This window comes from Kitasatospora sp. NPDC127035 (assembly GCF_042726075.1).
In the GTDB taxonomy this organism is placed as follows: domain Bacteria; phylum Actinomycetota; class Actinomycetes; order Streptomycetales; family Streptomycetaceae; genus Kitasatospora.
Window position 1 is genome coordinate 25,159 of the sequence record NZ_JBHXDN010000053.1, and the last position, 8,645, is coordinate 33,803.

Consider the following 8,645-nt stretch of genomic DNA (forward strand, 5'->3'; position numbering starts at 1 on the left):
CGGCTCCCGTCCCCGTCCGGCTCCCCCGCGGGTGCCGGACGGGAGCCCGGGGACAACGGAGAGGGCGGGCAGTCGGTCGACTGCCCGCCCTCGTCACGTTCGTCCGGCGTCCCGTGCGTCCGTCCGGATCCTCACCCGGCCCCGGACGACCGGCTCAGAACCCGCCGGTCTGCTCGTCGCGCCGGCGCTGCCAGCGCTGCTCCACCCGGTCCATCATCCCTGCCTTGCGGCGCGGGGCCGCGGCCGGCCCGGCGCCCTGGGTCTGTCCGGCGGGCCCACGGCGCCAGCCGGTCACGGCGAAGACGGCGCACCCCAGCATCACCAGGAACCCGACCACGCTGACCCAGATCTGGTTGGGTACGACCATGCCGCCCATCAGCAGGCCGATGCCCACCACGAAGCCACCGACGGCCAGGTACACCCGGCGACGGGTGTAGGTGCGCAGACCGGTTCCCTCAAGCGCCGACGCGAATTTGGGATCTTCGGCATACAGCGCTCGCTCCATCTGGTCGAGCAGTCGCTGCTCGTGCTCCGAGAGCGGCACGGAGTCCTCCTACTCGTCGGTCGCGGGTGCGACCGGTCCGCCGCCCCGGTCGGGGAGGCACGTCCAATCAGCCTTCAGAACACGCGGTCGGACGCCTGTGCGGGGGCCCGGGTCCGTGTCGTCCATATGCCCCGCGCTTCCGGCTGTCATGCTTTCCGGCTTTACCCAGATCATACGGTCCACCGGCCGGTTCCGGAGTGGTCGACCACGCGTGGGCCCGGCCACTTCGGCGGCTCCCAGCTGCACAGTGCTCAACGCGGAGGCCGCCGGACAAGTGCCCGATCCGATGGAATGGGCCCGGACCTGGGGGGATCGTGAGGAGACGGTGAGGAGACGGCCGGGAGACGCGGCGGCGGTGCGCGGGCGAACGGCGGCGGACGGGCCGGTCAGGCCAGGGTGGCCAGCAGGTGGAGCTGGGTCGCCACGGCGTGGAACGCGGGCTGCCCGGCGGCCGCCTCCTCCAGCTTGAGCAGCGCCTCCATGGCACCCGGCTCGGTGTCCACCAGGACGCCGGGCACCAGGTCGGCGAAGACCCGGACCCCGTGCACGGACTCGACCCGCAGGCCCGCCCCGACCGCCAGCCGGTCCAGCTCCTCGCCGGTGAAGCGGCGCGGCATCGGGTCGCTGTCGCCCCAGCGGCCGTCGTCGGCGGCCAGCACCGCGCGGGCCTCGGCGAAGTGGCCGCCGAGGGCCCGGGCGAGCACCGCACCGTTCCGGTTCGCGGCCAGCAGGCTCACGAAGCCGCCCCGGCGCAGGGTGCCGGCCAGACTGCCGAGGGCGTCCGCCGGGTCGTCCACGACCTCCAGCACGCCGTGGCAGAGCACCGCGTCGACGCTGCCGGGCGCGACCAGCTCGGGCAGCGTCTGGGTGTCGCCCTGCACGGCGCGGACCAGGTCGGTCACGCCGGCCTCGGCGGCCCGCCGCTCCAGCGCGAACAGCGCGTCCGGGCTCGGGTCGACCACGGTGACCCGGTGGCCGAGCCGGGCCACCGGCACCGCGAAGTTGCCGGTGCCGCCACCGGTGTCCACCACGTCCAGCACCGGCTGGTCCAGCTCGGCCGCCCGCTTCTCCAGGGCGGCCCGCACCACCTCCCACACCACGGCGGTACGCAGGGCACTGCGGGGACGCGTCGGGTACAAGGCGGGGCTCCTTGGCACGTGCAGATTCGATCAGGTTGCCTCCACCTTAGACCGAGCGGACGACGCGCCCGCGACGCCGGTCACCCGGCGTCACCCGGGTCGTCGGCACCGTCCAGCGGCAGGCGCGGGGCGGGCGGGGTCGGGTGCAGGCCGAGCAGCCGCTCGACCAGACGGAGGAAGAAGGCGGAGTTGCGGATCAGGTCGTCGGCGTCGCGGGCCGAGGCGGAGCCCCGGATGCCGGCCTCGGCGGCGGCCCGGCGGCGCGCACCGGCCGCGAAGTACACCGCCCACTCCGCGAGTTCGGGCGCGACCTCGGGCAGCACCTCCCAGGCGCTGCGGATCGCCCGGCGGCGCCGGGGGTTCTTCTCGGGCCGCCCCCGGACGGCCAGCACCGCCGCGACGGTGCGCAGCGCCGCGAGGTGCGCGGCGGCGTACCGCTCCAGCGGGTCCTCCAGGGAACGGGAACGGGTCAGGGTCCGGTGGGCGTCGGCGAGCAGGTCGAGGGCGGCGGGCGGAGCGGAGACCCGGCGCAGCACCGGGTGCACGTCGGCGCCGGTGGCCGGCCCGTGGGCGGCGGGCCGATCGGCGGCCGGTCGGTCGGCGGCGGAGTGGAGGCGGGCGGTGACGGGCTCAGGGTGGCTGATGGTCATGGTCTCCCCCGTTCCGAGGCAGCGCACGGACCGGGTGATCCGCGCTCCTCCATCGTGACCGGCACCACTGACAATCCGGCCGGAGCACCGTCGCCGACGCGGGTACCGAAGCGCCGTCCCCCACGGACGGCGCTTCGGAGCACCCCGGTCCCCCCGTTCGCCGCGGCCCCCGGCCGCGGCCTTCCGGCCCCGGTTCCCCCGCCGGTGCGCCGGTCCCCCCTGGCCCGCTCCGCCGCCCCGTGCCGGCGGTGCGCGGCCTGCGACCGGCTCCGGTGCGGAGCTCGACGGCGCTTCCGCCGGTCCCCCGTGACCGGCGGACGACGCCCGTCCGCAGCTCCGGGGCGGGGCGCCCGACGCGCCGCCGTCCCGGTGCCACCACTCTCCCGTCTTCGCAGGTCGCGGGCCATCCGCGCAGCTACTCAACCCGGTACCTGAGTATCCGTACTCAGACGCACTCGGACCGCACTCGGACCTCCCGCGGCGGGAACCGCACACCCCGCCCGCGGCGTCCCGGTACGGTACGGCGAGCCGGGCCGATCCCGGCGGGCACTCCGAGGAGGAACGGATGACGATCGTTCCGCTGATCTTCACCAGCGGACTGGCGAGCGGGATCAACGCGTACGCGGTGGTGCTGCTGCTCGGTCTGCTCGGCCGGTTCGCGGGGGCCGACTCGGTGCCGCCCGCGCTGGAGCGCACCGACGTGCTGATCGCCGCGGGCGTGCTGTTCCTGCTGGAGGCGGTGGCCGACAAGATCCCGTACGTGGACAGCCTCTGGGACGTCGCCCACACCGCGATCCGGCCGGTCGCGGGTGCCACCGTGGGCGCGCTGATCGCCTCCGCCGACCCGGGCTCGCTGAGCGAGGTCGCGGCGGGCGCGATGGGCGGCACGGCCGCGCTGGTCAGCCACCTGGTGAAGGCCTCGCTGCGGATGGCGGTCAACACCTCGCCGGAGCCGGCCAGCAACATCGTGGTCTCGCTGGCCGAGGACGTGTCGGTGGCCGGACTGGTCACCCTGGCGATCTTCCACCCCTGGCTGGCCGCCTCGATCGCCACCGTCCTGCTGCTGATCGGCCTGCTGCTGGTCTGGTTCGCGGTCAACCGGATCCGGGCCTTCCGGGCCCGGCGGCGGGAACGGAGGGCCGCCCGCGCCGCCGCGGCCGGACGCCCGGTGGTGGAGGAGCCCGTCCAGGGGACCCGGAGCGGGCCCTAGGATCGGACGCATGGCACGGATCGTCATCATCGGCGCAGGTATGAGCGGGCTCGCGGCGGCCTCCCGGCTGGCGACCCTCGGGCACAGGGTGACGGTCTGCGAGGCGCGCGGCACGTACGGTGGGATGGTCGGCCGCTACGAGCGCGACGGCTTCGCCTTCGACACCGGCCCGGGTCTGCTCACCCTCCCCGCCGTCTACCGCGACCTCGCGCTGAAGACCGGCCGGGAGCCGCTGGAGGAACTGGTCGAGCTGGGCCCGGTCGACCCGGAGAGCCGTCACCTGTTCGCCGACGGCACCGCGCTGTCGCTGCCCAACGCGTCCCGGGGCGGCGTGGTCCGGGCCCTCGACGAGGCCTTCGGCCCGGGCGCCGGCGAGCGCTGGGCAACGGTGCTCAACCACGGCCGCACGGTCTGGGAGGCCACCCGCCGCCCGCTGCTGGAGGAGCCCCTCCCCGCCGACCCCCGGCCGCTGCACACCGATCCGTACCCGGTGCCGGGGGCCGACCGGCGCGGCCTGTTCGGCCGGCTGCGCGGCCGCCGGCCGTGGACGCTGGCCGACGTCGCCGCCGAGCAGCTGGGCGGGCACCCGGCCCTGACCGCCCTGCTGCACGAGCACGCGCTGCGCTTCGGGCTCGACCCGCGCAGCGCCCCCGCCGGGGCCACCGTGCTGCCGTACATGGAGCAGTCCTTCGGCGTCTGGTACGTCCGGGGCGGCCTGCGCGCGTTGGCCGACGCCTTCCACCGGCGGTGCGAGCAGCGCAAGGTGGAGTTCCGCTTCGAGACGCCGGTCACCAAGGTGGACACCCGGGACGGCCGGGTCTGCGGTGTGCAGACCAAGGGCGACCGGATCGACGCCGACCTGGTGGTCTCCTCGATCGACACCCGGGTGCTGCACACCCAGTGGATGGGCCCGGCCGACTCCTCGGACGACTGGCCGGCCTCCGCCGGGCGGCTGCACGGCGTGCCCGGACGGGTCAGCGTGCTGCTCGCGCTGCGCGGCGCCCGCCCGGCCGGTACCGCGCACCGCACGGTGGTGCACGCCGGTGACCCGGCCGCCGAGCTGGCCGGCATCTTCTCCCCGGGCGCCCCGCTGTCGGACCGCCCGACCGTCCAGGTCCTGCGGCCGGACGACCCGTCGTTGCATCCGGAGGGCCACGAGAGCGTCGTGCTCACCGCGACCACGCCCTCGCTGGACCTCGACTGGGGGACGCCCGGCACCGCCGACGCCTTCGCCGACCGGATGCTCGACCAGGCCGACGCGGCCGGGCTCGGCCTGCGCGAGCGGGTGCTCTGGCGGGTGGTCCGCACCCCCGAGCACACCGAGCGCGACGCCGGTTCCTTCTTCGGCTCCGTGCCGCCGCCCGCGCTCGCCGGATTCGGCGGCGACCTGCTCCAGGCCCCGAACGAGGACTACCCCGGCCTCTACCTCACCGGCGGCGCCGCCCACCCCGGCGGCGGCCTGGCCCGCGTCGGCATGTCCGCCTGCATCGTGGCCAACCTCATCGGCCCCGCCTGAGCCGGACGGTCGGAGCGGGCCGCCGAGCGGGATCCGGTTCCGGGGTCCCGGAATCAGCCCTGCTGCTGCCAGGTGGTTTGCTGCGGGTAGCCGTACTGGTCGTACTGCGGCTGCTGCGGGATACCGTGCCGGCCCTGGCCCTGATCGTGGCCCTGCCCCTGGTCGGGCTGGGCCTGGTGGTGGTCCACGTGCTGGTGCCCGGGCTGGGGGTGCCACTGCTGCTGGTCGTAGCCGTACGGATCGGGCTGCTGGACGCCCTGCTGCTGGTAGGTGCCGTACGGATCCGGCTGCTGGACACCCTGCTGCTGGTAGGTGCCGTACGGGTCGGGCTGCTGCACGGCCTGCTGCTGGTAGGTGCCGTAGCCCTGGTCGTACGCGAAGGCGGGCTGCTGCGGGGTCTGCCACTGCTGCTGGGCGTTCTGGTCCCACGCCGTCTGCTGCTGGTCGTACCCCGTCCCGTAGACCTCGGCGTACGGGTCGGCCTGAGGGACGGCCTGGGGAACGGCCTGGAGCAGCTCGGTCTGCTGCTGCTCGTAGTAGGCGGGCGCGTAGACGCCGTCCGTCGCCAGCTCCTGCATCGCGAAGGCTGCGGTCTGCTCGACGGCCGGTGCGTCCTCGGCCGCCGGGGCCGGCTCCGGGGCCTCCTCGACGACGCTCACCTCGCCGACCCGCTCCGCCGCGACCACGGCGGCCGCGGCCGCCGCACCGCCGGTCAGCGCGCCGAGCATGGGCACCTTGGCCAGCGGGCCGGGCAGGCCGCCGTCGGCCGTGCGGAGCGACCAGCCGGCCGCGTACCCGCGCTTCACCGAGAGGGTGACGAAGGTCTGGCCGACCGCGAACATCGCCGCGCCCCCGCCGATCACCGGGACGGATCCCATCGCCATCCCGACGGCCACCCCGAGGAAGCCGGCGAGGGCCAGGCCGCGCCAGTGCAGCGGCGCCCGGTTCTGCAGCAGCAGCTCGGCGACCAGCCAGAGCGCCACCACCGCCAACGCGCCGTACAGCAGCAGGTATCCGATCCCCATCCCGCCCGGTACCTCCAGTCGCGTGCCCGCGCGCGCCGCGCGTGTGCGGCGACTGTACCGGTTCAACGGCCCGGGTACCGCATCGCGTTCCCGGCCGCTCGGGCCCGGCTCCCGGCCTGCCCCGGACCGCCCGCGGACGGGCCGCAGAAGGGCGGAAAGCGGGCCGGGCCGGGCCGGGCGTGAGCCGCCGACGAGGCTCCGGCGCGGCTCAGCGCCGGTGCAGGCCGAGGTTCTGGTAGATCTCCAGGGTGGCCGTCGAGTGGTTCAGCGTGATGAAGTGCAGCCCGGGGACGCCCTCCGCCAGCAGCCGCTCGGACATCGCGGTGGCGTGCTCCATGCCGACCTCGCGCAGCGCCGCCGGGTCGTCGATCACCGCCCGCAGCCGGGCCTCCAGGTCGACCGGGAAGGCCGAACCGCTCAGCTCGGGGAACCGCTCCAGCTGCTTGGCGTTGGTGACCGGCATGATCTCCGGGATGATCGGCGCCTCGCAGCCGGCGGCCGTCACCCGGTCGCGCAGCCGCAGGTAGTCGTCGACCTCGAAGAACATCTGGGTGATCGCGTAGTCGGCCCCGGAGCGGATCTTCGCCACGAAGTGCCGGATGTCCTCGTCCCAGTCGGTCGACCGCGGGTGCATGTTCGGCGAGGCCGCCACGCCGACGCAGAAGTCGCCGATGCCCTTGATCAGCTCGACCAGCTCGTAGGCGTAGGTGACGCCCTGCGGGTGGTTGACCCACTCGCCGGTCGGGTCACCGGGCGGGTCGCCGCGCACCGCGAGGACGTTCCGCACGCCCTGGTCGGCGTACTGGCCGATGATGTTGCGCAGCTCGGCGATCGAGTGGTCGACGGCGGTCAGGTGGGCGACCGGGGTCAGCGTGGTCTCGGTGGCGATCCGGCCGACCATGTTGACGGTGCGCTCGCGCGAGGAGCCGCCCGCGCCGTAGGTCATGCAGACGAAGTTGGGGTCGAGCGGTTCGAGCCGCCGGATGGCGTCCCAGAGTTTCTGCTCGCCGGCCTCGGTGCGCGGTGGCATGAACTCGAAGGAGAAGGACCGCTTGCCGGCTGCCAGGAGTTCGCGGACCGTCAGCGCGCGGTCCGGTCTGGTGGAAGCGATACCTAGTGCCATGCTGGCAGGTTAGCCGCCGGGCGAAGGGCGCGGACAACTCGGTCCCAGATTTTGAGACAACAGGTGGACGGCGTTCCGGTTCCCCACCACCGCCGTTCACCCGGGCGGCCGACGCTCGTCCGTACAGTTGTTCCTGCCCGCCCGGATACCCTGGCTGAACCCCAGCGACCTCCGGAGTCCCATCGTGACCTCGTCCCGCCAGCGGCCGGCCAACCCCATTGACGTGGAGGACGTGCGCGAGCGTGTCAACGCCGCCCTCGCCGGCTTCATGGGCGGCCAGTCGGCCCTGCTCGGCAAGATCTCCCCACAGCTGGGGCCGGTCGCCGACGCGCTCCGCGACTTCCTGCTGGACGGCGGCAAGCGGCTGCGCCCGGCGTTCTGCTACTGGGGCTGGCGCGGCGCCGGCGGCCCGGCGGCGAGCAGCGGGATCGACCGGGCGGCGGCGGCCCTGGAGCTGCTCCAGGCCAGCGCGCTGGTCCACGACGACCTGATGGACCGCAGCGACACCCGGCGCGGTCTGCCCTCGGTGCACCGCCGGTTCGAGGCGCTCCACCGCGAGCACGGCTGGCGCGGCGACCGCGAGCAGTACGGCGCCTCGGCGGCGGTGCTGCTCGGCGACCTGCTGCTGATCTGGTGCGACGAGCTGTTCCTGCACTCGGGCCTGGAACCGGCCGCGGTGCTGGCCGCCAAGCCGATGTTCGACCTGATGCGCACCGAGGTGATGGTCGGCCAGTACCTGGACGTGCTGGAGCCGGTCGCCGGGGACTCCACCGACGAGGGCGCGCTGGACCGGGCGCAGACCGTCCTGCACTACAAGTCGGCCAAGTACACGATCGAGCGGCCGCTGCAGGTCGGCGCGCTACTGGCGGGCGCCCCGCCGGAGCTGGTCGAGGCGTACGGGGCGTTCGGACTGCCGCTGGGCGAGGCGTTCCAGCTGCGGGACGACCTGCTCGGCGTCTTCGGCGACCCCGCGGTCACCGGCAAGCCGGCCGGGGACGACCTGCGCGAGGGCAAGCGGACGCTGCTGGTGGCGCACGCCATGCGGGGCCTGTCGGCCGCCGACGCCCGGCACCTGGACGAGCGGCTGGGCGCGCCCGACCTGGCCGCCCCGGAGGTCGCCGAGCTGCGCGGGCTGGTGGCCCGCTCCGGCGCGCCGGACGTGGTCGAGCAGCGGATCGAGGAGCTGATGCGGCAGTCGCTGGCCGCGCTGGCGGCGGCGCCGCTGGCGGACGAGCGGGCCCGCGAGGTGCTGCTGGCGCTGGCCGAGGCCGCCACCGTCCGCAAGTACTGACCGCGGACGGCGGAGGAGGCAGGCGGCCGGTCGGCGGTGGGGGGGGGGGGCGCCCCCCCGACCGGCCGTACCCCGGCGCCCGGAACCCCGGCGGCGGGCCCCGGGGGGGGGCCCCCCCCCGCACGCCGGGTCAGGCCGGGCGGTTGC

At 75.1% G+C, this 8,645-nt stretch carries 8 protein-coding genes; 3 read left to right on the top strand and 5 right to left on the bottom strand.

Features of this window, described 5'->3' with window-relative positions; all coding sequences use genetic code 11:
* Positions 1 to 154: 154 nt before the first annotated feature.
* From ACFWIC_RS29195 to ACFWIC_RS29205, 3 genes are all read right to left on the bottom strand, one after another.
* Complete coding sequence (locus ACFWIC_RS29195; RefSeq protein ID WP_329882157.1) at positions 155 to 544, bottom strand: DUF3040 domain-containing protein; 390 nt, start codon at positions 542 to 544, stop codon at positions 155 to 157.
* Positions 545 to 930: 386 nt separating this feature from the next.
* The gene (locus ACFWIC_RS29200) at positions 931 to 1,683 is read right to left on the bottom strand and encodes a methyltransferase domain-containing protein (protein WP_329952027.1); all 753 of its coding nucleotides are present in this window, start codon (positions 1,681 to 1,683) and stop codon (positions 931 to 933) included.
* An 80-nt stretch (positions 1,684 to 1,763) separates the two neighbouring features.
* Positions 1,764 to 2,333, bottom strand: coding sequence for an SAV_6107 family HEPN domain-containing protein (locus ACFWIC_RS29205; protein ID WP_329952026.1), 570 nt, complete (start codon positions 2,331 to 2,333; stop codon positions 1,764 to 1,766).
* 565 nt (positions 2,334 to 2,898) lie between these two features.
* Here ACFWIC_RS29205 and ACFWIC_RS29210 point away from each other — a divergent pair.
* Positions 2,899 to 3,543 (top strand): DUF4126 domain-containing protein, encoded by a 645-nt coding sequence (locus tag ACFWIC_RS29210; protein WP_329882160.1) that lies wholly within the window; start codon positions 2,899 to 2,901, stop codon positions 3,541 to 3,543.
* Between the two features lie 10 nt (positions 3,544 to 3,553).
* The gene (locus ACFWIC_RS29215; RefSeq protein ID WP_380353373.1) at positions 3,554 to 5,059 is read left to right on the top strand and encodes a phytoene desaturase family protein; all 1,506 of its coding nucleotides are present in this window, start codon (positions 3,554 to 3,556) and stop codon (positions 5,057 to 5,059) included.
* A gap of 53 nt (positions 5,060 to 5,112) precedes the next feature.
* Here ACFWIC_RS29215 and ACFWIC_RS29220 read toward each other — a convergent pair whose 3' ends face one another.
* Positions 5,113 to 6,084, bottom strand: coding sequence for a hypothetical protein (locus ACFWIC_RS29220; RefSeq protein ID WP_380353375.1), 972 nt, complete (start codon positions 6,082 to 6,084; stop codon positions 5,113 to 5,115).
* 208 nt (positions 6,085 to 6,292) lie between these two features.
* Positions 6,293 to 7,207, bottom strand: a complete 915-nt coding sequence (metF, locus tag ACFWIC_RS29225; protein WP_329882163.1) for a methylenetetrahydrofolate reductase [NAD(P)H] — start codon at positions 7,205 to 7,207, stop codon at positions 6,293 to 6,295.
* 184 nt (positions 7,208 to 7,391) lie between these two features.
* Here metF and ACFWIC_RS29230 point away from each other — a divergent pair, with 184 nt between their 5' ends.
* Positions 7,392 to 8,498 (top strand): polyprenyl synthetase family protein, encoded by a 1,107-nt coding sequence (locus ACFWIC_RS29230; protein ID WP_355408297.1) that lies wholly within the window; start codon positions 7,392 to 7,394, stop codon positions 8,496 to 8,498.
* Positions 8,499 to 8,645 lie beyond the last annotated feature (147 nt).

Excerpts from the sequence above, each read along its gene's own strand:
- ACFWIC_RS29205 (WP_329952026.1), bottom strand. The coding sequence starts at position 2,333 with ATGACCATCAGCCACCCTGAGCCCGTCACCGCCCGCCTCCACTCCGCC.
- ACFWIC_RS29220 (WP_380353375.1), bottom strand. The coding sequence starts at position 6,084 with ATGGGGATCGGATACCTGCTGCTGTACGGCGCGTTGGCGGTGGTGGCG.
- ACFWIC_RS29210 (WP_329882160.1), top strand. The coding sequence starts at position 2,899 with ATGACGATCGTTCCGCTGATCTTCACCAGCGGACTGGCGAGCGGGATC.
- metF (WP_329882163.1), bottom strand. The coding sequence starts at position 7,207 with ATGGCACTAGGTATCGCTTCCACCAGACCGGACCGCGCGCTGACGGTC.
- ACFWIC_RS29215 (WP_380353373.1), top strand. The coding sequence starts at position 3,554 with ATGGCACGGATCGTCATCATCGGCGCAGGTATGAGCGGGCTCGCGGCG.